Raw genomic sequence first — 24,674 nt, 5'->3', positions numbered from 1 at the left:
TAGGCCGCGCGGCCGGGGAGGGCGGGGGACGGCGGGCGCGCTCCTAGCATGGGCGGATGGCGGAGTCGGGATCACGGGAGGCGGCCGACGACGGGCGGCGGGCCGCCGGGATCGCGGGCGTCGTGCTCGCCGCCGGCGCCGGCACCCGCTTCGGCGGACCCAAGGCGCTGGCGACGCATCCGGACGGCACGCCGTGGCTCGCGACCGCGATCCGCGCGCTCGCCGACGCGGGCTGCTCGCCCGTGCTGGTCGTGCTCGGCGCCTCCGCCGACGAGGCCGCGGCGCTGCTCGACACGCTCCCCGAGTCGGCCGACGCCGTCGTCGTGCGCGCCGACGACTGGGCCGACGGCATGTCCGCCTCCCTGCGCGCGGCGCTCCGGGCGGCCACGGCGCTGGATCCCCCACCCGTCGCGCTCGCCGTCGCGCCGGTCGACGTGCCCGGCCTCGACGCGGCCACGGTGCGCCGCGTCCTCGACGCCGCCCCGGTGGATCCCACGACCCTGCGCCAGGCGGTCTTCCGCGGCCGCCCCGGTCACCCGGCCCTCCTCGGTCGCGCCCGCTGGGCCCCGCTCGCGGCCGAGGTGCACGGCGACGCCGGCGCCCGCGCCTACCTGGCCGCGCGCGATGCCCACCTCGTCGAGGCGGCCGATCTCAGCTCCGGCGAGGACGTCGACCGGTGTCCTCGACGCGGCGACTCCTGATCCGCCGCCGTCCTCCTCAGCGCGCGAGCGCCTCCTCGAGCGCGTGCCAGGCGAGCAGGGCGCACGTGCCGCGGAGCGGGTAGCGGCCGGAGTCCGCGAGGGCGAAGGCGTCGCCGAGGCGGTCCTCGGCGCCGGGCCGGAGCTCGTGGGAGCGGATCAGCGCTCGCAGCTCCACGACGAGCGCCGACGCCTCGACGGCCGTCCGCCCCTCGACGAGCTCGGCGAGCATGGACGCCGACGCCTGCGAGACCGTGCAGCCGCGCCCGTGCCAGCGGACGGCGATGCGCTCGGCGGCATCCACGGCCGCGGCCGGGTCGACGGGCGGGCGCGCGGGATCCACCGCGAGCACCCGGAGGTCGACCACGTCGCCGCAGGTCGCGTTCCGCTGCTCCGACGCGCCGAGCACGACGCCGGCCGACGGGGTCGCGGCGTCGGGCTCCGCCACGAACCGCCCGGGCGCCGACGCGGCCCGCAGCGCCGCGTCGCTCCCGACGCGGCGCCGCGCGTGGTCCGCGATGGGCGCCGACGCGATCTGCCGGTCGAGCGTCATCGCCCGACCGCGTACCCCTGCGCCCCACGCGGGTTGGCCGCGGCGCCGAGGAGGCCGGTGGCGGGATCCCGCGTCACGGCCGAGAGCCGGCCGAGCGTCCAGTCGCCGACGACCTCCACCTCGTGCCCGCGGGCCCGGAGGTCGGTGATCACGTCGTCGCCCACGCGCCCCTCGACCACGAGGCCGCCGGGCATCCAGGTGCGCGGCCAGAAGGATCCGGGGACGCTCGTGGTGTGGAAGGTCGGCGCGTCCACGGCCTGCTGCGGGCTGAAGCCGCCGACGATCGTGCGCAGCAGGTACGGCAGCTGCCACTGGTCCTGCTGGTCGCCGCCGGGCGAGCCGAGCGCCTCGACGGGCTCGCCGTCGCGGGTGATCAGGGTGGGCGTCAGCGTCGTGCGCGGCCGGCGCCCGGACACGAGCGACGACGGGCCACCGGGCTCGAGCCACGTCATCTGCAGGCGCGTGCCGAGGCAGAAGCCGAGCGACGGGATGAACGGCGACGACTGGAGCCATCCGCCGGAGGGCGTGGCGGAGATCATGTTGCCCCACCGGTCCACGATGTCGAGGTGGCAGGTGTCGCCGCGGGTCTCGCCCGCGCGGGAGACCGTCGGCTCGCCCGTGCCGCCGGCGGACGCGGGCGCGTCGCCCTCGACCACGAGCGGCGGGAGGAACGGCTCGACGCCGTCGACACGTCCGGGGAGCAGCTCGTGCGAGGCCCCGTCGGTGATGAGCGCGCGCCGCTCGGCCGCGTACTCGGGCGAGAGCAGCACGTCGAGGGGCGCGCCGCCCGGCACGGCGTCGCCGTAGTACGCCTCGCGGTCGGCCAGCGCGAGCTTCTGCGCCTCGATGACGCGGTGGATCCCGGCGGCCGTCGCCGGGTCGATCTCCTCGTCCGTGAACCCGTCGAGGATCATCAGCGCCTGCAGCAGCGTCGGCCCCTGGCCCCACGCGTCGGTCTTCCAGATCCGGAGGCCGCGGAACTCGACCGACACGGCGTCCTCCCACGACGCGCGCGAGCCGGCGAGGTCCGCGGCGGTGAGGAGCCCCACGTGGTCGGCGCCCGTGGAGTGCCGGTGCGGGTCCTGCACGCTCGCGACCATCTCCTCCGCGACGAAGCCCTCGGCCCAGACCGTGCGCGCCGCCTCGATGCGCTGCTCCCGCGTCGCGTCCGGACCGGCGGCGGTCGACGCCTCGGCGAGGATCCGCTCCATCGCCGCCGCCCACGGCGGATTGCGCACGAGCGCGTCGGCGTCGGGCACGCGGCCGTCCGGCATCCAGAACGCGGCGGACGCGGGCCAGTGGTCGCGGAACACCTCGGCGACGCCGCCGATGGTGCGGGCCACGCGCTCGAGCATCGGGTGCCCGTCGCGCGCGTACCCGATCGCGAAGGCCCACACGTCGGCGAGCTCCCACGTGCCGTGGTCGCGCAGCAGCAGCAGCCACGCGTCGACGGCGGCGGGCACGGCCGCGGCGAGCGCGCCGGCGCCGGGGACCCGGTCGAGGCCCTCCTGGCGGAAGCGCTCGGGCGTCGCGGCGGCGGGCGCGGATCCCTGCCCCATGAGCAGCTTCGGCGCGTCCTCCCCCGCGACGTGCACGACGGCGGTCATGTCGCCGCCAGGACCGTTGAGGTGCGGCTCCACGACGTGCAGCACGAACGCGCTCGCGACCGCGGCGTCGAACGCGTTGCCGCCGCGCTCGAGCACGGCCTGGCCGGTGCCGGACGCGAGCCAGTGCGTGGAGGCGCTCATGCCGAACGTGCCGCGGAGCGTGGGTCGGGTGGTGAATGCGTCGGGCGCGCGGAATGTCACTCGGGGTCCTTCCGGTGGGGGTCCCAGTCGACCACATCGATCGCGCGTCGGGGGAATGCCGACGACCTCGCGCTCGTTCACCGTTCGACCCGGGAGGCCCATGACTGACACCACTGGCGTCGGATTCCGATCCGAGCGCGGACCCATCCTCATCGCCCTGATGATGACGACGGGCCTCGTGACCATCGACTCGACCATCCTCGCCACCGCGGTGCCGTCCATCGTGGACGACCTCGGCGGCTTCGCCTCGTTCCCGTGGCTGTTCTCCATCTACCTGCTCGCGCAGGCGGTGTCGGTGCCGCTGTACGCGAAGCTCAGCGACACCGTGGGGCGGAAGCCGATCATCCTCGTCGGCATCGGGCTGTTCCTCGTGGGATCCGTGCTGTGCGGGGTCGCGTGGAGCATGCCGGCGCTCATCGCGGCCCGCGCGATCCAGGGCCTCGGCGCCGGAGCGGTGCAGCCCATGGCGATCACGATCGCGGGCGACATCTACACGGTCGCCGAGCGCGCGAAGACGCAGGGCTACCTCGCGAGCGTGTGGGCGGTCTCGAGCGTGGTCGGCCCGACCCTCGGCGGCGTGTTCTCCGAGTTCACGACCTGGCGCTGGATCTTCTTCGTCAACGTCCCGCTGTGCCTCCTCGCCGGGTGGATGATCGTCCGCCGCTTCCACGAGTCCATCGAGCGCACGAAGCACCGCGTCGACTACGCCGGCGCCGTGCTCCTCACGGTGGGCCTCAGCCTCCTCATCCTCGCGGTGCTCGAGGGCGGCCAGGCGTGGGCGTGGGACTCCGTGCCGAGCATCGGCGCGTTCGCGGTCGGTGCCGTGCTGATCGTGGCGTTCCTGCTGGTCGAGCGCCGCGCCGCCGAGCCCGTGCTGCCGCTCTGGGTGTTCTCGCGCCGCCTGCTGCTCACGACCACGCTCGTGTCGCTCGGCGTCGGCGCGATACTCATCGGCCTCACCTCCTACGTGCCCACCTACCTCGAGGGGTCGCTCCGCGTCACGCCGCTCGTCTCCGGCCTGGCGCTCGCGGCGCTCACGATCGGCTGGCCGATCTCGGCGTCGCTCTCGGGCCGCCTGTACCTCCGCATCGGGTTCCGCCGCACCGTGCTCATCGGCATGGCGCTCACGATCGTGGGCACCGGATCCATCGCGCTGCTCGCCGGCACCCCCACGCTCGCCGGGATCGCGGCCGGCTGCTTCGTCGTGGGCCTGGGTCTCGGCCTCGTCGCGACCCCGAGCCTCATCGGCGCGCAGTCGAGCGTCGGCTGGGGCGAGCGCGGCGTCGTCACGGGCGCGAACCTCTTCGCGCGCTCGATCGGCAGCGCCGTGGGCGTGGCCGTGTTCGGGGCGATCGCCAACGCGATCTTCGCCGTGTCGGCCGGCGGGCAGAGGGATCCGGACGCGGTGATCGCCGCGTCCGGCGCCGTGTTCCTCGCGGTCGGCGTGTGCGCGCTCGCGACCGTCGTCGCGGGCCTGCTGATGCCGGAGTCGCGCGTCGAGGACACCGAGATCGCGCGCGCCGAGCCCGCGGCCGGCTGACCCGCGGGCGCCGCCCGCCCGATTCGCGGGAATGCCGACCCCGCCCCTACAGTTGACCCAGATGCATACGTTCGCATGGACAGGGAAGCATGGCACAGCATGGCGCAGGAGATCGAGCTCGGACTGGACACGTTCGGCGACGTCACGGTCGGACCGGACGGCCGCGAGCTGCCCTACGCCGAGGTGATCCGCAACGTCGTCGCCGAGGGCGTGCTGGCCGACCAGGTCGGCATCGACTTCATCGGCCTCGGCGAGCACCACCGCGACGACTACGCGATCTCCTCCCCCGAGGTCGCGCTCGCCGCCATCGCCGCGAAGACGGAGCGCATCCGCCTCGGATCCGCCGTCACGGTCCTCAGCTCGGACGACCCGGTGCGCGTCTTCCAGCGCTTCGCGACCCTCGACGCGGTCTCGAACGGGCGCGCGGAGGTCATCCTCGGCCGCGGCTCCTTCACCGAGTCGTTCCCGCTGTTCGGCTACGAGCTGAGCGACTACGAGCGCCTCTTCGAGGATAAGCTCGGCCTCTTCGCCGAGCTCGTGAAGGAGACGCCCGTCACCTGGAGCGGCTCGACGCGCGCCGGCCTCACCGAGCACGACGTGTTCCCGAAGACGGCCAACGGCATCACGACCTGGGTGGGCGTCGGCGGCAGCCCCGAGTCGGTCGTGCGCGCCGCGCGCCACGGCTTCCCGCTCATGCTCGCGATCATCGGCGGCGAGCCGCACCGCTTCGCGCCCTACGCCGACCTGTTCGCGCGCGCCCTCGACCAGCTCGAGCAGCCGCGCCTGCCCGTCGGGATCCACTCGCCCGGCTACGTGGGCGAGACCGACGCCGAGGCCCGCGAGGCCTTCTTCCCCGACTACCAGGTGATGCACGCCCGCATCGGCAAGGACCGCGGCTGGCCGCCGCTCGCCCGCGCCTCCTACGAGCAGGAGATCGAGCACGGCTCGCTGTATGTCGGATCCCCGGAGACCGTCGCCCGCAAGATCGCCGCGACGCTGAAGGCCGTGGGCGCCACGCGCTTCGACCTCAAGTACAGCGCGGGCCCGTTCTCGCACGAGCGGATGATGGGCGGGATCGAGCGCTACGGCACGATCGTCGCGCCCATGGTGCGCGACATCCTGGCCTGATCCGGCGTCCCGGGCACCCCCTCCGCGCCGGTCGCGGTGGAGGGGGTGCCCGCGCGCGGGATATCCTGCGATCGTCCCCATTCCGGGGGCGTCGCGACGGACGGGACGGGCTGCGATGACCGGCGCACCGCCCTCCGACGACGACCCGGGTCGCGGCGACGCCGCGGACCCGCACGGCGCACCGGAGGCCCACCCCGCGGCGGGCTCGCGGGCGCTCTCGACCGGCCCGCTCGCGTCGCTCCGGTCGGCGACGATCGGGCGCATCCAGTACCGCGTGCTCTACCGCGAGATGCGGCGCGCCACCTTCCCGCGCGACTCCCCCACGGGCTCGCTGCCGGGGCCGGATCCCTACGGCCTGGCCGTCGTGGGCGAGGGCACCGCGGTGGGCTACCAGACCGTGTCGCACGACCTCGGGGTCGCCGGGCAGGTCGCGCACAAGCTCGCCGTCCGCACCGGCCGCGGCGTCTTCTGGTCGGTGCAGTCCTTCCCCGACTTCACCGTGCGCTCCTGGCGCGCGGGCCTCGACGCGTTCCCCGCCTGGGCGAGCACCGACGTCGCCGTCCTCGCGCTCGGCATCGGCGACGCCATCCGCCACACCCCGACGCCGCTGTGGGAGTCGCTGCTCGACGCGTGCATCACGGGCATGCAGTCGCGCATGCCCGCGGGAGCGCTCGTGCTCGTGACGGAGGTCCCGCCGCTCGAGAACTCGCCCGTCACGCCGTCGCTCATCGCCGGCCCCGTCGGGCGCCACGCCGACGCGCTGAACCGCAGCACCCGCCGCGTCGTCGCGCGGCACGAGCGGGTCGAGAGCGTGCCGTTCCCGGCCTGGCGGATCCCCGAGTTCACGGCGCCGAACCCCGAGGACACCCTCTACGGCCGCGTCTACCGGGCGTGGGCGGAGCTGCTGGTGGAGCGGATCGCGCCGTCGTGAGCGACCCCGCCTGGACAGTCGTGCCCAACGGAGAGCACACTCCAGAGAGCCCCCCCGTTTTGGGGCCTCAGTCATTTGGGGTTCCCGTGACTTGCCGCCTTGACTGCGAGCAATGTCGGATGAACAACTTACAATCAACAACAGTGCCGCAGACCCTGAAAGGAGGCCTCTAGTTGTCTTTTACGCCCGCTTTAGTAACAAACAACATCCTCCGCCGCGCATTCGAGGAAGACATAGAAGTCTCCCCCATGAAGCTACAAAAGCTACTGTACTTCGCCGCTAGCGAGTATGCGAAACGAACCGGTAGTGACTCTTTATTGAGTGAGCCATTTATGATGTGGAAATATGGACCCGTCGTAAGAAGTGTATATGACGAATTTCGCTCCTATGGAGCAGGTAGAATTCGTACGTACGCGAAAGACGCCCGGGGAAAAGCCCTTTCTATCAATGATAGATAAGCACCGTCTCGTCGGGGACGCTATTGACAGCGTTTGGCGCAAAGGGAAGCATCTGTCAGCAGTAGAGCTCTCGCGCATCACTCACATGAGCGATGCGGCGTGGACTAAGGCGCATGAAAGACACGATGCTTCTCTATCACCCGAGGACATTCTCGAGGACGTCTCTTATCGTCGACACCTCGATCTAGCGTAAAATGGAGCTAACAGAAGACGGCGTTCCAGCTAGCGCTAGGGAGGACGTGCCTTTCGACACGCCGGACGGCACTCCTGAAGAGCATCTCGTGAAGCTACAGGATCCGGACAAAGTTCAGCGCCGGTGGATAGAAAGAATTAAGCTAAATTTCTCGATGATCCTCGCGCTCATTTGCATTGTAGCAGCAATAGCAGTTGCTCAAGTTGATTATTGGCACTCTTCGGTTGATGGCGCGAACTTGGACGCGAGCTTCGACATGCTAAGAACGTTTGCGACTATAGCATTGGGCTTCACGTTTGGGCGGGCTTTTGACGGTAAGGGCTGACCTGCGTTTATGCATCTCGTAGGCAAGTCACTCTTTTCTTATGGAATCCACAAGCCCTAAGTGGAGAAAAGGGTAGATGTCGAAAACTTTTAACCCGAGCGAATTGATTGACGGCTACGCGGCCGCGGACATCCGCGCCGCCGAGGCCCCGCTGCTGGCGGCCGGGGCGCAGCTCATGCGCGTCGCGGCCGCGGGCCTCGCGCGCGTCTGCCGCGCCGAGGCGCCCGACGGGGCCGTGCTCGTGCTGGTCGGCGCGGGGAACAACGGCGGCGACGCGATGCTCGCGGCGGCCGAGCTCGCGCGGGACGGCCGCGAGGTGCGGGTGATCCGCACGGCGTCGCGCGTCCACGAGGTCGGCGCCGCGCGGGCGGCCGCTGCGGGCGTGCCGATCACGCCGTCCGAGGAGCTCGACGACGTGGGCGTGGCGGCGCTCGGCCGGGCGTCCGCGCTCGTCGTCGACAGGATCCTCGGCATCGGCACCACAGCGAGCCCCGCCCTCCGCGGCGAGGCGCGCCGCGTGGTCGCCGCGCTCCTCCCGGTCGTCGGCGACGCGGGCGGCCCGGTCGTCGTGGCGTGCGACATCCCGAGCGGCGTCGGCTGCGACGACGGGGCGGTGCCGGATCCGACCGTGCTGCCCGCCGACGTCACGGTGACGTTCGGCGCGGGCAAGCCCGGCCTGCTGCGTGGCCCCGGCCGCGCGCTCGCGGGCCGCGTGGAGCTGGTCGACGTGGGGCTCGACCTCTCCGGGTCGACGCCGCTGGTGCGTGCCGCGCCCTGACGACGCGCCCGGGCGGCGCCGTGTCCTCGATATCGCCGACTTCACCCGACGCTCCCGCTGCGGAAGAGTCGAGGCAGGCCATCCGGCCCGTCGAAGGGGGACGACATCATGCACGGTCACGCCAGGGAGCACCGCATCACGGGCGGAGGGCCGGCATGACCGGCCCGCTCGCCCTCGCCATCGCCAACGCCGCCGTCATGGCGGTCGTCGCCCTCGCGGGGGCGCGCACCCCGCGGTGGCTCCGCGGATCGTCGTGGCTCCTGCTCGTCGTGTCGCTCGGGGTGCTCGCGCTGCACCTCCTGGGCGACGCGTGGGACATCCCGACGAACCTGCTCGCCATCACGTTCCTGATCTCCACGTGCCTCAACGCGAGCGCCCTCGCGCCGCTCGTGATGCAGCGGCTGCTGACGCGGCCGCCGCGCTCGCGGCGCCGGGTAGCGGGCACCGAGTAGCCCGCGTCCGCCCATCGGCCCACCGCAGACGGATGGCCGCATCGCCCGAGGGCGGTGCGGCCATCCGTCGTCAGGGGCCCTGCGGATCAGGCCCCGGTCACGTCGATCAGCACCTTGCCGGTCACGCCGTCCTCGACGGCCTGGTGGGCGTCGGCCGTGCGCTCGAGCGGGAAGCGCGTGACGGGCAGGCCCGCCTCCTCGCCCACCGGGAGCGCGCCGTCGATGAGCGCGAGGTGGATGTCCGCGCGGGCGGCGTCGAGCGCCTCCTGGCCCACCGTGTACAGCAGCAGGAACTGGTAGCGCAGGTTCTTCACGAAGCTGTCGACCACGGGCAGGGTGACGGTGTCGCCGCCGTTGTTCGCGTACACGGCGACCGAGGCGCGGTTCTTCGCGACCGCCTGGTTGAGCTCGGCGTTCTGCGCGGGGGCGACCTCGACGACCAGGTCGACGCCGTCGGGCGCGATCGACCGGATCTCCGCGACGGCGTCGCCGTGCTTGTAGTCGACGACGTGGTGCGCGCCGGCGGCCGTCGCGAGGGCGCCCTTCTCGGGCGAGCTGACCGTGGTGATCACGGTCGCGCCAGCCCAGCGCGCGAGCTGGATGGCCGCGTGGCCGACCGCTCCCGCGCCGCCCGCGACGAGCACATGCTTCCCGGCGAGGGCCCCAGGCGCGAGGCGCGAGGGGCCGTCCTCGGAGACGGTGAGCGCGCGGTGCGCCGTGACGGCGGGGACGCCGAGGCTCGCGCCGAGGTCGAAGGAGAGGCCGTCGGGCAGCGGCGCGACGCGGTCGACGGGCAGGACGGTCTTCTCCTGCGCGGTGCCGGTGGGGCGGCCGTGGGCGGCCAGCATGATCCAGACGCGGTCGCCGACGGCGAGGTCGGTGACGTCGGGGCCGACCGCGTCGACGATCCCGGAGCCATCCTGGTTTGGGACGACCTCGGGGAACGGCAGCTCCTGGCCGGGCGCGCCGCCGTCGCGGGACTTCCAGTCGGTGGGGTTCACGCCCGAGACGACGACGCGGACGCGCACCTCGCCGGGGCCGGGGGCGGCCTCGTCGCGGTCGACGGGCTGCAGGACGTCGGGGGCACCCGTGCGGGTGTAGGTGATCGCTCTCATGACGGGCCCAACGCCCGGCGGCCGCGCGGTGTTCCTGCCGGTCAGCCGCCGAGCGTGTCGTGCGTGAGGCGGCCGCCGAGGAGCGTGGCGGACACCCGCATCGCGCGGAGGTCGTCGGCGGAGGTGGAGGCGGCGAGCGGATCCCGCTCCACGACCGCGAGGTCGGCCCGCTCCCCCGACGCCACGCGCGTGCGGACGGAGGCGTCGAGCGCGGCGGCCCGGTCGATGGCCTGCTCGGGGTGCCAGGGCTCCCGGCCGTCGCGCGACCGGCCGACGGCGGCGCTCATGGTGGCCCATGGATCCAGCGGCGCGACGGGCGCGTCGGAGCCGAGCGCCAGGCGCGTGCCCGCCGCGCGGAGGTCGGCGAGCGCGAAGGCGCGGGCGGTGCGCCCGGCCCAGTAGACGTCGGCGATGTCGCGGTCGTCCATGGCGTGCTCGGGCTGGACGCTCGCGACCACGCCGAGCGCGGCGAACCGCGCGACGTCCTCGTGCGTCAGCAGCTGGGCGTGCTCGATGGATCCGGCGAGCCCGTCCGCGTCGCGGTGCGCGCCCCCGAGCACCCGGTCGAGGTGCGCGAACGCGTCGAGCGCGAGCCGGTTCGCGTGGTCGCCGATGGCGTGGATCGCGGGCCGCAGCCCCTGCCGCGCGGCGCGCTCCATGAGCCCGCGCAGCTCGTCCGGCGGCACGGAGAGCTGGCCGCACGCGCCGCCGTGCGCGTCGCCGCCCTGGCCGTCGAGGTCGGGGTACGGGTCGAAGCAGTACGCGGTACGGGTGTTGAGGGATCCGTCGGTGACGACCTTCGACGGTCCCACGCGCACGAGCCCACCGGTGCCGTCGAGCACGTCGCCCGTCCGCAGGCCCTCGACACGCGCCCGGTCGAAGTCCTGCGGCCAGATGCCGGCCTCCACGCGGAGCGCGTCGTGCCCGAGGGCGGCGAGGCGGCGCCAGCGGTCGGCGTTCCCGTCGATCTCGAGGTCGACGACGCCGACCACGCCGCGTCGGGCGGCCTCGCGGGCGACCTGCACGGCCTGCGCGTCGAGCGATGACGCGTCGCCCTCCTCCACGCGGTACATGAAGTCGAAGCAGTCGTCCTCGCGCAGGAGCCCGGTGGGGTGGTCCCCGTAGCCGTGGGGCGCGAGCGCGGCCGAGCTCGCCCAGCAGCAGTGCAGGTCGCCGCTGACGAGGAGCACGGGCGTGTCGCCGGCGACGGCGTCGAGCAGGTCCTTGCTCGGGATGTCGGGCCAGAGGGCGTCGCGGAAGCCGTAGCCGACCAGCGCCTCGGGGGTGCCGGCGCCCGTGACAGGGCCGGATCCGGCGGAGGCCGCGCGGGTCGCGAGCGCGTCCCGCACGAGCGCGACGGCCTCCTCCGCGGACGACGCCCGCGACAGGTCGAGGCGGCGGGACACCTTGGTCCACTGCGTGAAGTGCACGTGGTTGTCCCAGAGGCCCGGGATCACGAACCGGCCGTCGAGGGCGCGGGTCTCGACGCCGGACGCGTCCGCGGATCCGGCGGGACCCACGGACGCGATGACGCCGTCACGCACGAGCACGTCGACGGGCGCGTCGCATCCGGGCAGGCGTCCGCCCGCGAGGAGCAGGCCGCTCACGCGTCGGCCCCGGCGGAGCCGCCCTCGGCCCGGGCTCGGGCGCGCCGCATCTCCGCGGCGAGCGCCGGGTTCGGGTACTCCGCGCCGTGCTCCAGCTCGTGGAGCACGCGCTCGACGACGTGCGCCGACTTGTTCTGGCTGAGCTTCGCCTTCGCGACGAACCGCGTGGCGACGAGCCGGAGGCCGACGGTGCCGGCGCTGATGCGGGCGGCGTAGGCCGCGTCCTCGGGCGTCCCCTCCATGCGGCGCGGCTCGGGCATGCGGTCCTCGAAGCGGTCGACCAGCTGCCCGAGCACCCGCAGGTTCTCCTCGGGCGAGAGGATCTCGACGCGGCACGTCAGGTGCGCGCTGACGTGGTTCCAGGTGGGCACGGCGGGGTCGGCGTCGTACCAGCCGGGCGACACGTAGCCGTGCGGCCCCTGGACGATGACGAGCACCTCGCCGTCGGCGCCGTCGCGCTGGCCGAGCTCGTGGATCCGCTCGTCGGGGCGGCCGACGTGGGTGAGGAGCGTGAGGTCGTCGCGGTCGGGATCCAGCAGCACCGGGTAATGCGAGGCGACGAGCCCGGCTCCCGTGCCGCTGACGATCGTGGCCCACGGGTTCCCGTCCACGAGGCGGCGGATCTCGGCGACGTCCTCGAGCGCGAACGACGGGTTCTCCCTCACCGGGCGGCCCGCCGCGGCTCGAGGGCGGACGGGGAGGCGAGGGGCATGACGGGATGCTACCGGCCGCCGACACCTGCTCCCATCACCACCGGGCGGCCCGGCGGCGCGACGGGCTCAGCGCGCCCGCAGACCCGGGAACTGGTCGTCGCGCCACTCCCCCTCGAGCCGCTCGCCCGCGTCCGCCGCCTCGACCTCGCGCTGCCGCAGCTCGACCCGGCGGATCTTCCCCGACGCGGTCTTCGGCAGCTCGCCGAACTCGACGCGGCGCACGCGCATGAAGGCGGGGCTCTTCTCCCGCGCGTGCTTGAGCACGGCGAGCGCGGTGTCCGCGTCGGGCTCCCACCCGGCGGCGAGGTGCACGTACGCCTTCGCGACGTTGAGGCGCACGTCGTCCGGCGCGCCCACGACCGCGGCCTCCGCGACGGCCGGGTGCTCGATGAGCACGCTCTCGACCTCGAACGGCGAGACCTTGTAGTCGGAGGACTTGAAGATGTCGTCGGTGCGGCCGATGAAGGTGATGGACCCGTCGGCGTCGCGGCGGGCCACGTCGCCCGTGTGGAAGAAGCCGTCGCGCAGCGACTCGGCGGTGCGGGCGTCGTCGCCGAGGTAGCCGGCCATGAGGTTCACGGGCCGGGTGGTGAGGTCGAGGCAGATCTCGCCCTCGTCGGCGGGCTCGCCGGTCACGGGATCGACGAGGACGAGGTCGGCGCCCGGCAGCGCCCGGCCCATCGAGCCCGGCACGACGGGGTCGCCGGGCGCGTTCGCGACGATGGCGGTGGTCTCGGTCTGGCCGTAGCCGTCGCGGATGGTGAGGCCCCACCACTCCTCGATGCGCGCGATGACCTCGGGGTTGAGCGGCTCGCCGGCGGACATGATCTCCCGCAGCCTCCCGGGCCGCTCGCGGATCCCCGCCTGGATGAGCATGCGCCACACGGTCGGCGGCGCGCAGAACGTCGTCACCTCGGCCCGGTCCAGCTGCTCCACGAGCGCGTGCGCGTCGAAGCGCGCGTAGTCGTGCACGAAGACGGTGGCCTCGGCGATCCACGGCGCGAAGAAGCAGCTCCACGCGTGCTTGCCCCAGCCGGGCGAGCTGATGGCGAGGTGCACGTCGCCCGGCTGCAGCCCGAGCCAGTAGGCGGTCGTCAGGTGGCCGACCGGATACGAGACGTGCGTGTGCACGACCATCTTCGGCTTGCTCGTGGTGCCGGACGTGAAGTAGACGAGCGCGGGATCCGTGGACGCGACCGCGACGCCCACCCGGTCGCCGGGCGCGTCGTCGGCGTCGCGGTAGTCGGCCCAGCCCGCGGGCACCGACGTGTCGCCCGTCGCGCCGATCGCGATGCGCGCGTACTCCCCCGGCACGTCGTCGAAGACGGCGGTGTGCGCGAGGTCGGCGATGACGTGGCGCACGCCCGCGCGCACGACGCGGTCCGTGAGGTCGGCGGACCCGAGCACGGTCGAGGTCGGCAGGATGACGGCGCCCGCCTTCATGATCGCGAGCATCGTCTCCCACAGCTCCACCCGGTTGCCGAGCATGAGCATGACGTGGTCGCCCTTCCGGACGCCGCGGGCGACGAGCCAGGTCGCGACGCGGTCGGAGCGCGTCGCCATCTCGTCGAAGGTGAGGCGGCGCTCGGATCCGTCGCCCGCCACGACGTGCAGCGCCACCCGGTCGTTCCCGCGCGCGATTCCGTCGAACCAGTCGACCGCCCAGTTGAAGGACTCCCCCACGTCCGGCCACCGGAAGCGCGCCGCGGCGGCTGTCCGGTCGGTGCGCATCTCCTGAAGGAGGTCACGGGCGGCGCGGTAGGAGGAGTTGGCTTCGGGCATGGGTCCATCCTGCCGCCCGCGCCCCGGTGCGCGCCGCAGGCGATCCGGAGACCGCACCGCTCGGCGGACGGCTCCGAAGCATTTGAGTAGTGCACGAACTCATGAATGAGGGAAGGACGATCGCATGACCGAGATCACCGCCCACCACGGGCTCCTGAAGGACACGAACCTGCACGTCGACGACACCGGGGGCACGGGACGCCCCGTGGTCCTGATCCACGGCTGGCCGCTGTCCGGCGAGTCGTGGAGCAAGCAGGTGCCCGCGTTCGAGGCCGCCGGCTTCCGCGTCATCACGTACGACCGCCGCGGCTTCGGTCGCAGCGACAAACCGCTCACCGGCTACGACTACGACACCTTCGCGTCCGACCTCGACGCGGTGCTCACCGCGCTCGACCTCGTCGACGTCACGCTCGTCGGCTTCTCGATGGGCGGCGGCGAGATCGCCCGCTACATCGGCACCCGCGGCGAGGCGCGCCTGCACAGCGTCGTGTTCGCCTCCGCGGTGCCGCCGTACCTGGAGAAGACCGACGACAACCCGGACGGCCCGCTCACCAAGGACGCGGCCGCCGAGATGACCGCCGGCCTCACCAAGGACGAGGACTCCTTCTACGACGAGTTCACGACCGGCTTCTACTCGGCGAACGGCGTACTCAAGGTCACCGAGGCCGAGCGCCAGGAGGCCATCGCCCTCGCGCATCAGTCGAAGAAGCACGCGGCGCTCGCGTCGATGGCCGCGTTCGCGACCACGGACTTCCGCGACGACCTCACGAAGGTCACCGTGCCGACGCTCGTCATCCACGGCGACAGCGACGCGACCGTGCCGTTCGAGGGATCCGGCGCGCGTACGCACCAGGCCATCGCCGGCTCGGAGCTGCACGTCGTGAAGGACGCCCCGCACGGCGTCACGGTCAGCCACCCCGAGGAGTGGAACCAGGCCGTGCTGGAGTTCCTCAAGAAGTAGGACGCACCACCCGGCGCAGGGGCGCTGATCCGGCTCGGCTCAGCGCCCCTGCGTGCGCTTGTACGGCTTCGGCTGGCCCTTGACGACGGGCGCGCGGCCCTGGCCCTTGGAGGCCTTCGCCTTCCCGCCGGCCGGCGGCTTCGGCGCCTCGGGCGGGGTCGACGGCTTCGCCAGCTCCTCGAGGGCCTCCTCGTACGCGAGGCGGCCGGTCTTCGTCAGGCGCGTCTCGGTGCTCTGCGGGTCGAACACGGCACGGCCGTAGTGCTCCTCGATCGCGCGGATGGAGGAGGCGAGCTTCGCGCGCGAGATGCCGAGCTGATCCGCCGCCTTCGGCAGGTGCAGCACCTCGGCCGCGACCACGAAGTGACGCTGGTGGCTGATCTTCACGGGTGGTGCCTCTCGTCGCGGCGGATGCCGGATGTCCCACGGTACAGGCCGGGTCGGGCGCGCCCGGGCGGGCCGGTAGCGTCGAGGCGGCGGACGGCGCCCGGGAGGAGGCACGGCATGGCGGGACTCGAGGTCGTGGCGGCGGTGCTGATCCGCGACGGGCGCGCGCTCGCCTGCCGACGCGCGGCGCACAAGCCGGGTGCGGGCACGTGGGAGTTCCCAGGCGGCAAGGTCGAGCCGGGCGAGACGCCGCAGGCGGCGCTCGCGCGGGAGATCCGCGAGGAGCTGGGCGTCGACGTGACGGTCGGCGCGCTCGTCGACCGCTCCGAGGTGCCCGTGGGCGATCGCGTCATCGACCTCGCCTGCTACCTCGTGGATCCGACGGGGCCGCTGCCGACCGCCAGCACCGACCACGACGAGCTGCGCTGGGTGCCCGTCGCCGACCTCGGCGACCTCGACTGGTCGGCGCCGGACCTGCCGGCGGTGCGTCGCCTCCTGCTCGAGGCCCGGCACCCGGGCGCGGACTGGGTCATCGACCTCGGTGGGATGCCACCGGCCCCCGACCCGTCCCGGGACGCGCACGCCGCACGCCTGTCGGAGCTGTCGGACGGGTACGCGCAAGCCGTCGCCGAGCTCCAGGCGGGCGTGCGCGCCGCCCGCGCCGACGGGCTCGACGAGCACCGCATCGCGGTCGCCGCGCGGCTCTCGCTCGCCGATGTGCGGGCGATGCTCGGCTGAGTCCGACCGCGGCCCGTGACCTCGGGCGCGCTCGGGGCATCCGACGCGGCGACGGGGAGCCGGAGACCGGACCCACGGCGGCCCACGCGCGGACCGGGATGCGTCGCGCCCCCGCGCGGGGGCTGGGGGCGGCGGGATCCGGGGGAGCGTCGTCCTCCGTAGCGTCCACTTCCGTCCGACGGCCGTCGCCGCGGACGTCCCGACGCCATCCGAGAGACGCCTGATGCCCGCAACACCCCCCTCCTTCCCCTCCTTCCGCTCCCGCGCCGCGGCGATCGCCGCCCTGACCCTCGTCGCCACCCTCGCCGTGCCCACGGCCGCCCAGGCGGCGGAGCCCGTCCACCACCCGGTGACGCGCCCCGCCGCCTCTTCCCACCACCAGCCGTCCGACGTCGACCAGATCGTCGTCCCCGCCACGGCGGATCCGGGCTTCGGCGGCGGCACGATCTACGCCCCGCGCGACACCGGGCGGAAGGTCCTCGGATCGGTCGTCGTCACCCCCGGGTTCCACGGCAGGAAGTCGGACATGGCCGCCTACGGCACCGAGCTCGCCGCGGAGGGCTTCGTCGTCTTCACCATCGACACGCGCGACCGCGCCGACCTCCCCGACCAGCGCGCCACCGAGATGCTCGCCGCCGCCGACTACCTCACCGGCAGGAGCGCCGTGACGGGCGAGGTCTCCCCCGACCGCGTCGCCCTCCTCGGCTACTCCATGGGCGGCGGCGGGACGCTCCAGGCCGCGCAGCGTCGCCCGTCGATCAAGGCCGCCCTGACCCTCATGCCGTACGACTACCCGCCCGCCGGCGACCCGAAGGCGGTCCACCCCGCGTACCCGGAGCTGACGGTGCCGACGCTCATCATCATCGGACAGGAGGACGCGACCGCGATCCCGGCGAAGTTCGGCAAGCCCGCCTACGACTCGATCCCGGCCGGCACCCCGAAGCAGTACCTCCAGCTCACGGGGCTCGGCCACGCGGCCGGGATGGGGAAGCCGGTCGCCACGATCCGGGCCGCCATCACCGCGTTCCTCGAGCGGTACCTCGACGGCGACACCGCCGCCGCGAAGCAGATCTGCCCGGCGCCGAAGGTCGGCGGCCCCATCAGCGCCTCGACCAGCTCCTGCCCCACGAGCTGACACGTCCGCTCGTCCCGCGCGGCGTCCGACCACCCGGTCGGGCGCCGCGCGCGCAGACGACCGAGCGCGCGCCGCGGGCAGATCATCCCCAGGTCGGCGCGGCTGGGGATGACGGGACGGCGGTCGGGGTCGCGTGCCCCTAGCGTTCTGCCACACCCTGTCCGCGGCGATCGCCGCGGGCTCTCGTCGAACAGAGAGATGCCCATGTCCGTCATGCCCTCCTCGCTCCGCCGCCCCGCGGCGGTCGCCGCGCTCGCCCTGGTCGCGACCCTCGCGGCCCCCGCCGCAGCCCAGGCCCATGCCCCGGCCCCCCAGCCGGTCGTCGTGCACCACCACGCGCCCTTCGCGGTGCGCACCACGGTCGTCCCGAAGACGGCCGTGAAGGCGTTCGGCGGCGGCGTCATCTACACGCCGCAGGACACCGGCAAGCCCGTCCTCGGTGCCGTCGTCATCACGCCCGGCTTCACGAACACCAACGCCGACGAGAAGGAGCTCGGCCAGCTCGTCGCCTCGCAGGGCTTCGTCGCGTTCGTCATCGACACCCTCGACACGGGCGACCTACCCGCCCAGCGCGCCACCGAGATCCTCGCCGCGACGGACTACCTCACTGGCCAGAGCGCCGTGAGGTCCGAGGTCTCCGCGAAGGACGTCGGCCTCATCGGCTACTCGTTCGGCGGCGGCGGCACGATGCAGGCGGCGCAGTCGCGCCCGTCCATCAAGGCCGCGATCGGGCTCATGCCCTTCGACGTCCCGCCCGCGAGCGACCCGCACGCGCTGTACGCGACGTACCCGAAGCTCACGACCCCCACGCTGGTCATCACCGGCCAGAAGGACGAAGTCGCCCGTCCGAAGGACTTCGGCAAGCCCGCGTACGACTCCATCCCCGCCGGCACCCCGAAGCAGTACCTGGAGCTGAAGGGCCTCGATCACTCCGCCGGCGAGCACGCGCCGGTCGCCGCGATCCGCAACGCGGTCACGGCGTTCCTCAAGCGCTACCTCGACGGCAACAGCGCCTATGCGAAGTTCATCTGCCCGGCCCCGAAGGTCGGCGGCCCCATCAGCGTGTCGCTCAGCTCCTGCCCCAAGGGCTGATCCCCTCCGCTCCCCCACCGCGCGGCGTCCGATCTCCGGGTCGGGCGCCGCGCGGGCGTGTCCCCCGGAGGGGAGCCTAGGGTGGGGACGATCCACCATCCGCCCCCGCTCGACGCGGGCCGGCCACCGAACGGAGCGCTGATCGCGCTGAGCACCACCCCGCCGCCCGGCGACCCGCGGCGCCCCCGCCGGGATCCCGGAGCCGCGCGTCCGCCGCGCCAGCGCCGCCGCCGCGTCAACCCGCAGGAGATGCGCGACGTCCGCGCCCGCCTCCGCGGCACCATCTACGAGGGGACCGAGCCCGCGCACGGCCGCCTCGGCGACCTGTACTCCCCGCGCCAGATCGTCGACTTCTGCCTCGACCTCGGCGAGGTGATGCTCGCGTCCGGCGCGGACGTGCGCGCGGTGGAGATCGCGATCGTCGCCGTGAGCACGAAGTGGAACCTCGCGCCGCTGGAGCTCGACATCACGGGCACGGCCATCACCATCCAGTACGCGCCGCTCGAGGGTCCGCCGCTCGTGAAGCTGCGCGTCGTCACCGCCGAGGGCAGCGACCTGCACCGGCTGTCGCTCGTCTACCAGATCGTCGACGAGCTCCTCCACGACGACCGCGACATGACGAGCGCCGTCGAGGGCCTCGTCGAGGTGCTCAGGTCGCCGCCGCGCTGGCCGTCGTGGATCACCGACGCCGCCATGGGCCTGTTCGGCGTCTCCGTCTCGCTGCAGGCGGGCGGATCCCTGCCGGGAGCCGTCGGGGCGTTCCTGCTGATGATCGGCGCCATGGTGCTCGGCCGGCAGCTCTCGCGCCGCGGCATCCCGCCGTTCTTCGTGGTCGCCGTGCAGTCGGCCGCCGTCGCCGCGCTCGGCACGCTCGCGATCTGGTCGGGCGTCATGCCCGCGGGGAGCGCCGCGGCGATGGTCGCGGCCGTGGTGGTGCTGATCCTCCCCCACGTCACCATCGTCACGTGGGCGCAGGACGCCATCTCCGGGTTCCGGGCCATGGCGCTGTCGCGGGCCATGATCATCGTGCTCATCGTCGCGGGCATCGCCGTCGGCATCCCGGGCGGCCTCGCGCTCACCGCCGTCGTCGACATCGAGGTGGATCCCACCGACATCACCCTGCGGGCGCTGCCTCTCTGGATGCTGCTGATCACGACGTTCTTCGCGGCCGGCGCCACCGGGATCACGCAGGGCGCCAACGCGCGCGTGATGCCCGTCGCGATCGGCATGGCGCTCGTCGGCACGGTGTCGCTCTGGATCCTCAAGGCGGCCGGCGTCCCGCTGCTCGCGGCGACGTTCCTGGTCGCGACGCTGCTCGGCGCGCTCGGCACGGTGGTCGCGGCGCGCGTCCGGCCGGTGGCGCACCGCATCGGCGACCTCGTCGTCGACCCGGGCCCCCGCCGCGCGTCCCGTGCCGGCGAGGAGATCGACCTGACGAGCCGCGAGTTCGCGGTGCTGGAGTTCCTCGCGCGGAACGCCGGCCGCGTCGTGTCCAAGCGCGAGGTGGTCCAGGACGTCCGGGACGACGACTTCGAGGGCGACCCGTCCATCGTCGAGGTGTACGTGGCGCACCTGCGCCGGAAGCTCGACCGGCCGTACGGCACCGCGACCATCGAGACGGTGCGCGGCGCGGGGTACCGACTGGGCGGATCCGATGCGTGAGCCGGGCCGGCGACGCCGCTCGCTCCGCGTGCGGGCGACGACCGCGGTCGCCCTCATCGCGCTCGTGCTCGGGGCGCTCGGGGCGGTCGCGTTCGCGGTGGTGCTGCGGGCCTCGCTCGAGGACGGCGTGCGCGAGGCCGCCGGGCGCACGCTCGAGACCGTCGCCGATGCGGTCGCCGCGGGCGGTCCGCAGGCGGTGACGGGCCTCGGCGACGACGACCTCGTGCAGGTGCTCGACGGCGACGGCCGCGTGATCGCGCACGGCGATGACGCCGACGGCCCGCCCCTGTACGTCGACGACCGGGCCGACGACGTCGTCGTCGACGGGGAGCGGCGGCTCGTGGTCGCGGGCGAGGTCGAGGACGCGGGCGGCGTGACCGTCGTCGTCGCGGCGTCCCTCGAGGAGGCCGACGAGGCGGTCGCGGCGGTCGTGCGGTTGCTCCTCGTGGCCGTGCCCGTCGTCGTCGCGCTCGTGGCGCTGCTGGCGTGGATCGTCGTGGGTCGTGCGCTGCGACCGGTGGAGCGGATCCGCCGCGACGCCCAGGCCATCGGCTCCGCGGCGGGCGACGCGCGCATCGACGAGCCCGGGACGGGTGACGAGGTCGACCGGCTCGCGCGCACCCTCAACGGCATGCTCGCCCACCTCGAGGCGGCCCGCACGGCACAGCGGCGCTTCGTCTCCGACGCGTCGCACGAGCTCCGCTCCCCGCTCGCGACCGTGCGGCAGCCCGCCGAGCTCGCCCGCATCCACCCCGACCGGACGAGCCTCGCCGAGCTCGCCGACGTCGTGCTCGCCGAGGGCGGGCGGCAGCAGGACCTCGTCGACGCGCTCCTCGTGCTCAGCCGCCTCGACCACGGCGCGGCGCTCGACCGCCGCCCCGTGGACCTCGACGACGTCGCGCTCGAGGAGGTCGCGCGGCTGCGCGGGCGGGCAGATGTTCGGGTCGACGGATCGGGGACCACCGCCTGCCGCGTCTCCGGCGACGCCCGGCTCCTCGCGCTCGCCGTCCGCGACCTCGTGGAGAACGCCGCCCGGCACGCGGCGACGACCGTGACCGTGTCCACGACGGCGGGCTCCGACGGCGTCGTGCTCACGGTCGACGACGACGGGCGCGGGATCCCCGCGGCCGAACGCGAGCGCGTCCTCGACCGCTTCGTGCGCCTCGACGAGGGGCGCGACCGCGACTCGGGCGGATCCGGGCTCGGCCTCGCCATCGTGCGCGAGGTCGCGGAGGCGCACGGCGGATCCGCGACCGTGGATGCGGCACCGGGCGGCGGCGCCCGCGTCGCGCTGCGCCTGCCGGCGGAGCAGCCCGCGGAGTGACGCCCGCTCGGCCGACGCCCGCTCGATCGAGGCGTACCTGGAGGCGATCGGCGCCGAGACGAGCCGCTGCGGCGGCACCGGCGTCGTCGGGATCCTCCGCAACGACGACGGCCCGGTGGTCGCGTTCCGCGCCGACACCGACGGCCTCCCCATCCTCGAGGAGACGGGCCTCGCGCACGCCAGCCGCGACACGGGCATCGACCCGTCGGGCACGGAGGTGCCGACCACGCACGGCTGCGGCCACGACTTCCACGTCGCCGCCGCGCTCACGACCGCGCAGGCGCTCGCCGCGAACCGCGACGCGTGGGCCGGCACGATCGTCTTCGTGTTCCAGCCCGGCGAGGAGACCGGCGAGGGCTCCCGCGCGATGCTCGCCGACGGCCTCGGGGATCGCGCGCCGCGCCCCGAGGTGATCCTCGGCCAGCACGTCGTCCCGCTCCCCGTCGGCGTGGTCGCGACGCGCGAGGGCGCGTTCATGAGCATGAGCGACTCGTGGCGCGTGACCGTGAAGGGCCGCGGCGCCCACGGGTCGCCGCCGCAGAACTCCATCGACCCGATCGTCGCCGCCAGCGCCATCGTGCTGCGCCTGCAGACGGTGGTCGCGCGCGAGATCGGTCCGCAGGCCGCCGTCGTGACCGTCGGCACGTTCCAGGCGGGCACGAAGGAGAGCATCATCCCCGAGCACGCGACGCTGGGCCTCAGCATCCGCACGTTCGACCCGGCCGTGCGCGAGCGCGTGCTGGCGTCCGTGCGGCGGATCATCCGGGCCGAGGCCGCCGCGAGCGGGGCCTCGGAGCCCGAGATCGAGGAGATCGTGTCGTTCCCGCTGAACCGGAACGATCCGGAGGCGACGCGCGGCGTGGTGGCGGCGCTCACCACGCAGCTCGGCGAGGACATGGTCAAGGAGTCGCCGCCCATCATGGGCAGCGAGGACTTCGGGATCCTGGGCGAGGCGATCGGCGTGCCGACGGTCTCCTGGGCGTTCGGCGGCGTCGAGGCGTCGCCGTTCGGCGGCGCGACCCCGCCGCCCGGCAACCACACGCCGCAGTTCGCGCCCACCATGGGGGCACGATCGAGACGGGCGTGAAGGCCGCGACGGCCGCCCTCCTCTCGCGTGTCGGGGTGGCACGCGCGTAGGTTCGACGGACGCGCACACGACAGGAGGCACCACCATGTCCGATGCACTCATCGCCGGGGCCGTCGCCGCCCCGATCGCCATCGCCCACGTCGCGCTCGTCGTGGCGGCGGTGCTGCAGATCGTCCGCGACCGCGCGCTCGCCGGTCTCGCGCGCGACCTCTGGGTCGTGGCGGCCGTGGTCTTCCCGATCTTCGGCGCCATCGCCTGGTTCGGCATCGGGCACCGCACGGCCGCCGCGCAGCGCGCCGTCCACCGCGTCCGGCTCAGCCTGTAGGCACCCGACGCCGCTCCCGTCGGAGCGCCCGCGCCCGCCGCTCGACCCCGGTCAGCGGCGGGCGCGCCTGTTCCGCCACGCGGACCAGGCGCCCGTCGCCCAGAGCGCCCAGATCACGAGGAGCGGCTGGAAGACGAGGCGGATGGCGCGCGCGGCGTCGGTCTCCAGGCCGAACGCCGGCGTGCGGGTGACGAGCTGCGAGATGTTGCCGGGGAAGATCGCGACGAAGAACGCCGCGACCACGAGGCCGACCCAGACGCGCCAGCGATCGAGGAGCACGAGCGAGAGGCCGAGCACGATCTCCACGACGCCCGACGCGACCACCACGAAGTCGGGATCCATCGGCAGCCACGTCGGCACCTGCGCCTGGAACGACTCGCGCGCGACCGTGAGGTGCCCGGTGCCGGCCATGATCAGCACGAGGCCGAGCAGGATGCGGCCGAGCGTGCGCGGGATCGAGCGGCGGCCGCCGTCCGGGGCGATGCGGCGGTCGGCGGTGGGGCGGGTCGCGGGGCTCGGGGTCATGCGCCCAGTCTGACGCGGGGCGCATGCGCGGCCCCTCCACGCCGTCACGGGGACACGAGCACGGCAATCCACCCCACGACGAACAGCAGCAGCGGCAGGCCGACCGCGATGACGCCGCCGAGCGTCGGCGTCATCCGGAGCCGCCGCACCGGCCGCGGACGGGACGCGCGCCCCGCGTCGGGCAGGCCCACCGCGTGGAGCACCGCATCGAGCGCCGACGGATCCTCCGGCCGCGCGATCGGATCGGCGCGCCAGCGCTCCCACCGGTCGACCTTCGCGACGAGCGCGGTCGTCGCCTCGATCACGTCGCGCCGGCGCTCGGGATCGCGCGTCACGACGTCGTCGTACGAGGTGAGCAGCAGCCGGTCGCCGACGACGTCGACGTCGAGGCCCCGCACCCGGTCGATGAGCAGGGCGAGGACGTCGGGCGTGAAGAGGTAGAGGGCGTCGCGCTCGCTGCCGGCCGCGCAGTACAGCTCGTAGTGGCGGTCGAAGTCGCCCTCGAGCTCGAGGCGCTGGTCGCGGGCGACGTCGATGGTCGGCGCCATCTCCCGGGGGAGGCGCGTGCGGTTCGAGATGACCTGGATGTGCGGCAGCTCGCGGCGGAGGCCGCTCATCGCGTAGCCGCCGTACTGGGTGATGCCGTCGAACCGCGACCCCTGCTCCAGCTCGTGGTTGCCGAACTCGACGGGACGCGCGGTGCGGGGCCGCATGACGCGGGTGACGAACATGCCGCGCCCGGCGGATCCCATGTGCCCGTCCGAGACCGGCCCGGGCGTGTAGCTGAGGCCGTTGACGCGGCCGAAGCGGGTGAGGCGGTAGTGGGAGCGGACCGAGCTGCGGCGGCGGCGCGTGCGGATCAGGCGCCACGCGAAGAAGACGCCGGTCCCGAAGAGCGGGATCGCGAAGATGGCCATGCCGAGGGCGTCGCCGCGGGTCTCCGGGTCGTCCGTGACGATCGCGCCGAGGCCGCCGGCGAGCAGCAGGACCCCGCCGAGCGGGATCGCGAGCACGGCGAGGATGCCCAGGGCGACGCGGCCGAGCAGGAACAGCGGCGAGACGAGCACGGGGAAGCGCGCGCTGAACTCGCGGCGGGACCGGCGGAGTTCGTCGCGGTCGATGCGGCCGGTCAGCGGCGTCGTGTCCAGCTGCGGTCGGCCGGGCGCGTGCGTCGTCATGGATCCCCTCGTCCCGCGGTTTCCGCTTCCTGTATCGGCACTTCGCACGACGAGATTCTAGTCTTTAGCGTCGTCAATCCACCCGCCCCGACCCTCGGTGCAGTTCCATCATCCCAAACTGGGCCCTAGTCAACTCGCTTTCCCTGTGCTACTCATTGCAATAGAGCACATGACGGCCT

General features: G+C 73.8%; 25 protein-coding genes. 16 read left to right on the top strand and 9 right to left on the bottom strand.

Going from position 1 to position 24,674, the window contains the following annotated elements:
• Positions 1–56 precede the first annotated feature (56 nt).
• On the top strand, positions 57–701 hold the full coding sequence (locus B5P21_RS07310) for a nucleotidyltransferase family protein (RefSeq protein WP_045528346.1): 645 nt from the start codon (positions 57–59) through the stop codon (positions 699–701).
• Positions 702–717: 16 nt separating this feature from the next.
• Here the strand turns inward: B5P21_RS07310 and B5P21_RS07305 are convergent, their stop codons facing one another.
• Together B5P21_RS07305 and B5P21_RS07300 are read right to left on the bottom strand one after the other, a co-directional pair.
• Positions 718–1,251, bottom strand: coding sequence for an iron-sulfur cluster assembly scaffold protein (locus B5P21_RS07305; RefSeq protein ID WP_094170985.1), 534 nt, complete (start codon positions 1,249–1,251; stop codon positions 718–720).
• Positions 1,248–3,059: a gamma-glutamyltransferase family protein gene (locus B5P21_RS07300; RefSeq protein ID WP_094170984.1), complete on the bottom strand. Its 1,812-nt coding sequence runs from the start codon at positions 3,057–3,059 to the stop codon at positions 1,248–1,250. Before B5P21_RS07300 ends, B5P21_RS07305 begins: the two co-directional genes overlap by 4 nt.
• 100 nt (positions 3,060–3,159) lie before the next feature.
• Here B5P21_RS07300 and B5P21_RS07295 point away from each other — a divergent pair, with 100 nt between their 5' ends.
• From B5P21_RS07295 to B5P21_RS07270, 7 genes are all read left to right on the top strand, one after another.
• Entirely contained in the window at positions 3,160–4,599 is a 1,440-nt protein-coding gene (locus B5P21_RS07295; RefSeq protein WP_045528353.1) for an MFS transporter, read from the top strand.
• Between the two features lie 99 nt (positions 4,600–4,698).
• Positions 4,699–5,727 carry an LLM class flavin-dependent oxidoreductase gene (locus tag B5P21_RS07290; protein ID WP_045528355.1) on the top strand — a complete coding sequence of 343 codons (1,029 nt, stop codon included), beginning with the start codon at positions 4,699–4,701 and terminating at the stop codon, positions 5,725–5,727.
• A gap of 115 nt (positions 5,728–5,842) precedes the next feature.
• Positions 5,843–6,658, top strand: a complete 816-nt coding sequence (locus B5P21_RS07285) for an SGNH/GDSL hydrolase family protein (protein WP_094170983.1) — start codon at positions 5,843–5,845, stop codon at positions 6,656–6,658.
• Between the two features lie 248 nt (positions 6,659–6,906).
• Positions 6,907–7,116: a Panacea domain-containing protein gene (locus B5P21_RS17680; RefSeq protein ID WP_094170982.1), complete on the top strand. Its 210-nt coding sequence runs from the start codon at positions 6,907–6,909 to the stop codon at positions 7,114–7,116.
• Between the two features lie 239 nt (positions 7,117–7,355).
• Positions 7,356–7,634 (top strand): hypothetical protein, encoded by a 279-nt coding sequence (locus B5P21_RS16560; protein WP_133064177.1) that lies wholly within the window; start codon positions 7,356–7,358, stop codon positions 7,632–7,634.
• A 76-nt stretch (positions 7,635–7,710) separates the two neighbouring features.
• Positions 7,711–8,412 carry an NAD(P)H-hydrate epimerase gene (locus tag B5P21_RS07275; protein ID WP_094170981.1) on the top strand — a complete coding sequence of 234 codons (702 nt, stop codon included), beginning with the start codon at positions 7,711–7,713 and terminating at the stop codon, positions 8,410–8,412.
• A 155-nt stretch (positions 8,413–8,567) separates the two neighbouring features.
• Positions 8,568–8,864, top strand: a complete 297-nt coding sequence (locus tag B5P21_RS07270) for a hypothetical protein (RefSeq protein WP_045528361.1) — start codon at positions 8,568–8,570, stop codon at positions 8,862–8,864.
• An 86-nt stretch (positions 8,865–8,950) separates the two neighbouring features.
• Here the strand turns inward: B5P21_RS07270 and B5P21_RS07265 are convergent, their stop codons facing one another.
• From B5P21_RS07265 to B5P21_RS07250, 4 genes are all read right to left on the bottom strand, one after another.
• Entirely contained in the window at positions 8,951–9,979 is a 1,029-nt protein-coding gene (locus B5P21_RS07265; protein WP_045528363.1) for an NADPH:quinone reductase, read from the bottom strand.
• Between the two features lie 41 nt (positions 9,980–10,020).
• Positions 10,021–11,586, bottom strand: a complete 1,566-nt coding sequence (locus B5P21_RS07260; RefSeq protein ID WP_094170980.1) for an amidohydrolase — start codon at positions 11,584–11,586, stop codon at positions 10,021–10,023.
• Entirely contained in the window at positions 11,583–12,251 is a 669-nt protein-coding gene (locus B5P21_RS07255; RefSeq protein ID WP_094170979.1) for an FMN-binding negative transcriptional regulator, read from the bottom strand. The genes B5P21_RS07260 and B5P21_RS07255 overlap by 4 nt, the downstream gene beginning before the upstream one ends.
• 114 nt (positions 12,252–12,365) lie before the next feature.
• The gene (locus tag B5P21_RS07250; protein WP_094170978.1) at positions 12,366–14,081 is read right to left on the bottom strand and encodes an AMP-binding protein; all 1,716 of its coding nucleotides are present in this window, start codon (positions 14,079–14,081) and stop codon (positions 12,366–12,368) included.
• A 124-nt stretch (positions 14,082–14,205) separates the two neighbouring features.
• Here B5P21_RS07250 and B5P21_RS07245 point away from each other — a divergent pair, with 124 nt between their 5' ends.
• Entirely contained in the window at positions 14,206–15,042 is an 837-nt protein-coding gene (locus B5P21_RS07245; RefSeq protein WP_045528371.1) for an alpha/beta fold hydrolase, read from the top strand.
• Positions 15,043–15,081: 39 nt separating this feature from the next.
• Here B5P21_RS07245 and B5P21_RS07240 read toward each other — a convergent pair whose 3' ends face one another.
• Positions 15,082–15,429: a LysR family transcriptional regulator gene (locus B5P21_RS07240; protein WP_043674885.1), complete on the bottom strand. Its 348-nt coding sequence runs from the start codon at positions 15,427–15,429 to the stop codon at positions 15,082–15,084.
• 117 nt (positions 15,430–15,546) lie between these two features.
• Between B5P21_RS07240 and B5P21_RS07235 the strand changes: the two genes are divergently transcribed.
• From B5P21_RS07235 to B5P21_RS07205, 7 genes are all read left to right on the top strand, one after another.
• A complete protein-coding gene (locus tag B5P21_RS07235; protein WP_045528374.1) occupies positions 15,547–16,167 on the top strand; it encodes a (deoxy)nucleoside triphosphate pyrophosphohydrolase in 621 nt (206 codons plus the stop codon).
• A 223-nt stretch (positions 16,168–16,390) separates the two neighbouring features.
• Positions 16,391–17,302: an alpha/beta hydrolase gene (locus B5P21_RS07230; RefSeq protein ID WP_094170977.1), complete on the top strand. Its 912-nt coding sequence runs from the start codon at positions 16,391–16,393 to the stop codon at positions 17,300–17,302.
• Between the two features lie 204 nt (positions 17,303–17,506).
• A complete protein-coding gene (locus B5P21_RS07225) occupies positions 17,507–18,394 on the top strand; it encodes a dienelactone hydrolase family protein (protein ID WP_045530377.1) in 888 nt (295 codons plus the stop codon).
• Between the two features lie 81 nt (positions 18,395–18,475).
• Complete coding sequence (locus tag B5P21_RS17255; protein ID WP_094170976.1) at positions 18,476–20,056, top strand: threonine/serine exporter family protein; 1,581 nt, start codon at positions 18,476–18,478, stop codon at positions 20,054–20,056.
• Entirely contained in the window at positions 20,049–21,380 is a 1,332-nt protein-coding gene (locus B5P21_RS07215; protein ID WP_094170975.1) for a sensor histidine kinase, read from the top strand. Before B5P21_RS17255 ends, B5P21_RS07215 begins: the two co-directional genes overlap by 8 nt.
• Positions 21,316–22,467, top strand: a complete 1,152-nt coding sequence (locus B5P21_RS07210; RefSeq protein WP_236688668.1) for an amidohydrolase — start codon at positions 21,316–21,318, stop codon at positions 22,465–22,467. The genes B5P21_RS07215 and B5P21_RS07210 overlap by 65 nt, the downstream gene beginning before the upstream one ends.
• Before the next feature lie 85 nt (positions 22,468–22,552).
• Positions 22,553–22,792 (top strand): PLDc N-terminal domain-containing protein, encoded by a 240-nt coding sequence (locus tag B5P21_RS07205; RefSeq protein WP_052663211.1) that lies wholly within the window; start codon positions 22,553–22,555, stop codon positions 22,790–22,792.
• A 51-nt stretch (positions 22,793–22,843) separates the two neighbouring features.
• Here B5P21_RS07205 and B5P21_RS07200 read toward each other — a convergent pair whose 3' ends face one another.
• Together B5P21_RS07200 and B5P21_RS07195 are read right to left on the bottom strand one after the other, a co-directional pair.
• Positions 22,844–23,317, bottom strand: coding sequence for a DoxX family protein (locus B5P21_RS07200; protein ID WP_045528380.1), 474 nt, complete (start codon positions 23,315–23,317; stop codon positions 22,844–22,846).
• A gap of 44 nt (positions 23,318–23,361) precedes the next feature.
• Complete coding sequence (locus B5P21_RS07195) at positions 23,362–24,495, bottom strand: hypothetical protein (protein WP_094170974.1); 1,134 nt, start codon at positions 24,493–24,495, stop codon at positions 23,362–23,364.
• Positions 24,496–24,674 lie beyond the last annotated feature (179 nt).

The sequence above is a fragment of the Clavibacter michiganensis subsp. insidiosus genome, from assembly GCF_002240565.1.
GTDB lineage: Bacteria > Actinomycetota > Actinomycetes > Actinomycetales > Microbacteriaceae > Clavibacter > Clavibacter insidiosus.
Note: the sequence above shows the minus strand (reverse complement) of the source record. Positions and strands in the feature narration are given on the sequence as shown.

Bases quoted from the DNA above. Each gene is read 5' to 3' on its own strand.
- B5P21_RS17680 (WP_094170982.1), top strand. From the start codon at position 6,907: ATGAAGCTACAAAAGCTACTGTACTTCGCCGCTAGCGAGTATGCGAAA.
- B5P21_RS07285 (WP_094170983.1), top strand. From the start codon at position 5,843: ATGACCGGCGCACCGCCCTCCGACGACGACCCGGGTCGCGGCGACGCC.
- B5P21_RS07270 (WP_045528361.1), top strand. From the start codon at position 8,568: ATGACCGGCCCGCTCGCCCTCGCCATCGCCAACGCCGCCGTCATGGCG.
- B5P21_RS07235 (WP_045528374.1), top strand. From the start codon at position 15,547: ATGGCGGGACTCGAGGTCGTGGCGGCGGTGCTGATCCGCGACGGGCGC.
- B5P21_RS07205 (WP_052663211.1), top strand. From the start codon at position 22,553: ATGTCCGATGCACTCATCGCCGGGGCCGTCGCCGCCCCGATCGCCATC.
- B5P21_RS07225 (WP_045530377.1), top strand. From the start codon at position 17,507: ATGTCCGTCATGCCCTCCTCGCTCCGCCGCCCCGCGGCGGTCGCCGCG.
- B5P21_RS07290 (WP_045528355.1), top strand. From the start codon at position 4,699: ATGGCGCAGGAGATCGAGCTCGGACTGGACACGTTCGGCGACGTCACG.
- B5P21_RS07310 (WP_045528346.1), top strand. From the start codon at position 57: ATGGCGGAGTCGGGATCACGGGAGGCGGCCGACGACGGGCGGCGGGCC.
- B5P21_RS07215 (WP_094170975.1), top strand. From the start codon at position 20,049: ATGCGTGAGCCGGGCCGGCGACGCCGCTCGCTCCGCGTGCGGGCGACG.
- B5P21_RS07245 (WP_045528371.1), top strand. From the start codon at position 14,206: ATGACCGAGATCACCGCCCACCACGGGCTCCTGAAGGACACGAACCTG.
- B5P21_RS07265 (WP_045528363.1), bottom strand. From the start codon at position 9,979: ATGAGAGCGATCACCTACACCCGCACGGGTGCCCCCGACGTCCTGCAG.
- B5P21_RS07230 (WP_094170977.1), top strand. From the start codon at position 16,391: ATGCCCGCAACACCCCCCTCCTTCCCCTCCTTCCGCTCCCGCGCCGCG.
- B5P21_RS07295 (WP_045528353.1), top strand. From the start codon at position 3,160: ATGACTGACACCACTGGCGTCGGATTCCGATCCGAGCGCGGACCCATC.
- B5P21_RS07250 (WP_094170978.1), bottom strand. From the start codon at position 14,081: ATGCCCGAAGCCAACTCCTCCTACCGCGCCGCCCGTGACCTCCTTCAG.
- B5P21_RS07195 (WP_094170974.1), bottom strand. From the start codon at position 24,495: ATGACGACGCACGCGCCCGGCCGACCGCAGCTGGACACGACGCCGCTG.
- B5P21_RS07200 (WP_045528380.1), bottom strand. From the start codon at position 23,317: ATGACCCCGAGCCCCGCGACCCGCCCCACCGCCGACCGCCGCATCGCC.
- B5P21_RS07210 (WP_236688668.1), top strand. From the start codon at position 21,316: ATGCGGCACCGGGCGGCGGCGCCCGCGTCGCGCTGCGCCTGCCGGCGG.
- B5P21_RS07275 (WP_094170981.1), top strand. From the start codon at position 7,711: ATGTCGAAAACTTTTAACCCGAGCGAATTGATTGACGGCTACGCGGCC.
- B5P21_RS07305 (WP_094170985.1), bottom strand. From the start codon at position 1,251: ATGACGCTCGACCGGCAGATCGCGTCGGCGCCCATCGCGGACCACGCG.